This is a genomic window from Moorena sp. SIO4E2 (genome assembly GCF_010671945.1).
GTDB classification, from domain to species: Bacteria; Cyanobacteriota; Cyanobacteriia; order Cyanobacteriales; family Coleofasciculaceae; genus Moorena; species Moorena producens.
On the sequence record NZ_JAAHIE010000908.1, the window covers coordinates 1 to 2,270 of the forward strand.

The 2,270-nt window shown below is 42.3% G+C and carries 3 protein-coding genes; 2 read left to right on the forward strand and 1 reads right to left on the reverse strand.

The features are described from left to right. Positions 1–1,785 (forward strand): M48 family metalloprotease (locus F6K37_RS38840; protein WP_287256534.1); only part of this gene is annotated, 1,785 nt, incomplete at its 5' end. Between the two features lie 19 nt (positions 1,786–1,804). Further along, complete coding sequence (locus F6K37_RS38845; protein ID WP_287256537.1) at positions 1,805–1,936, forward strand: hypothetical protein; 132 nt, start codon at positions 1,805–1,807, stop codon at positions 1,934–1,936. A 14-nt stretch (positions 1,937–1,950) separates the two neighbouring features. Here the strand turns inward: F6K37_RS38845 and F6K37_RS38850 are convergent. Next, positions 1,951–2,270: MFS transporter (locus F6K37_RS38850; RefSeq protein WP_287256541.1), on the reverse strand; the 320-nt coding region annotated here is incomplete at its 5' end.

The following is a 2,270-nucleotide window of genomic DNA, read 5'->3' on the forward strand; positions in this document are numbered from 1 at the left end:
GTGCCATTACCGGATAATTCCACTGAAGACACCGAGCAGCCAGATATCTTAGTGGATAGGGAACTTCCAGAAACAGACACTTCTACGACAACTGTACCTACAATAGACTCAGATACCAAAGATACAGCAACTTCGGATACAGAAACTCCAGATACAGAAACTGCGGATACAGAAACTGCGGATACAGAAACTGCGGATACAGAAACTCCAGATACAGAGGCTTCGGATACAGAAACTGCGGATACAGAGGTAAAGAAAGAAGAAACCACAACTGCTGAAGACCCTAACGAAAACGACCTGGAAGCAGAAGCTGAAGAACTTAGTCCAGAAGAACTGGCCAAACAGCAAAAACTTATTGAAGCCGATAGACTTTATCTAAGTGGAGATATAATTGGTGCTGAACAACTATATCGTGAAGCAAAGAATCCTTTTGATAATCCAGAACCAGTTCAAGAGCTACCATTAGCAATTTACGAAACCGCTCAACTCTCTCCCGCTGGTGGAGTGTACTGGCGTAACTATGAGTCAGGGTTAGAAAAGAATTTAGAAAGTAAAATTCTGATTCCCCTCAAGTTTTTAGTAGAGCAGCAACCAGAATTTATTCCCGGTCATATACGCTACGCTCAAGCTTTAAAAGATTATGAGCGGCTTGATGAAGCCTTAGTAGTTTTAACGCAAGCTAAAAATCTATATCCCAATGAGCCGGAATTAATCAAGGTAACCATGGCAATGCTAGCAGACTCAGAAAATTGGTTTGAAGCATCTCTGGTAGCTCGTGAATTTGCCCTGTTTAATACTGATAATCCTCAATCGGAAGAGTTTCTTCAGTTGGCTGATCAGCATCTAGACCGCCACATTTCCCATCTCCGGAATGAAATTACCGGTAATACAATAATGAATGTGATCACTGGAACATTAGGTTATGTTTTTACTGGTAATCTCTTTGGTCCGCTATCGGCAATAGAGTCAACTGTATTAATGCTTCAGGGAGAATCAGGCATTGGGAAAAGAATTGCTAAGCAAGCACAAAAGCAATTACCGATGCTAGAAGACGAAGAAGTCCTGGAGTATGTGCGGGAAATGGGAAATGAACTTACCAAGGTAACAGGTCGCGATGAGTTTAACTACGAGTTTTTTGTAGTCATGGATGACCAACTCAATGCTTTTGCGCTACCGGGAGGTAAAATATTTATCAACGCTGGGGCTATCCTAAAAACCAAGTCCGAAGCAGAATTAGCTGGTTTACTGGCTCACGAACTATCCCATGCTGTCTTATCCCACGGTTTCCAGTTAGTCACTCAAGGTAACTTGACTGCTAACATTACCCAATTTATCCCCTATGGTGGCACTGCTGCTAATTTAATTGTACTTAACTATAGCCGGAATATGGAACGTCAGGCTGATGATTTAGGAACTAAAATTCTTGCGGCTAGTGGCTATGCAGCAGATGGATTGCGCAATTTGATGATTACACTGCATGATCAAGGTGGACCAAAACCATTATTTCCTTGGCTTTCAACTCACCCAGAGACTAAAGAACGGATTAATAATTTGGAAGCTATAATCGACAATAATGGTTACAACCGTTATACCTATGAAGGTGTAGAAAAGCACCTAGAGATTCAGAAGCGAGTTGCTCAACTTCTGAAAGAATATGAGGAAAAACAGAAGGAAGAAGAAGAGGGAAAACAGGAGGTAAAACAAGAAGATGATCAGCAGCAAACACAGGATAAAGAACAGGAGCTAAAACAAGAAGATGAGCAGGAGCAACAACAAGAAGAGTAATATCGTAAGTATTCAGCTTATGCGCTACGCGCACGCTACGCGAACAGCGGTCAGCGGTCAGCGGTCAGCTTTGTGGCACAGGCTTCCAGCCTGTGACTTCACTGAGATTAAACCAATGCTTACATTTTATTCAATAGCTGAATACTTATAGCTGAATACTTAAGATCACATTGCTTCAAGTTCCTTACCTTTGGTTTCCCGAACTGCGAACACAACTAAGAAAAAGGAGATAGCAGCAGCAATGGTATAAAGACCATAAGCAGTACCTAAACCAAATCTAGTCAGGAGAATGGGGAAAGTGATGGTAATGAAAAAATTAGCCAGCCATTGAGTTGAAGCACCAACAGACAATGCAGACCCTCGAATCTGGTTGTTGAACATTTCCCCTAGCATCACCCAGACCACTGGTCCCCAGGAAAAGCCGAAGCAGAACACATACAGGTTAGCGGCTAAGAGGGCAACAATCCCTTGAGAGTGAGTCAGAA

Coding starts and splice junctions, on each gene's coding strand:
- F6K37_RS38845 (WP_287256537.1), top strand. CDS start 1,805: ATGCGCTACGCGCACGCTACGCGAACAGCGGTCAGCGGTCAGCGGTCA.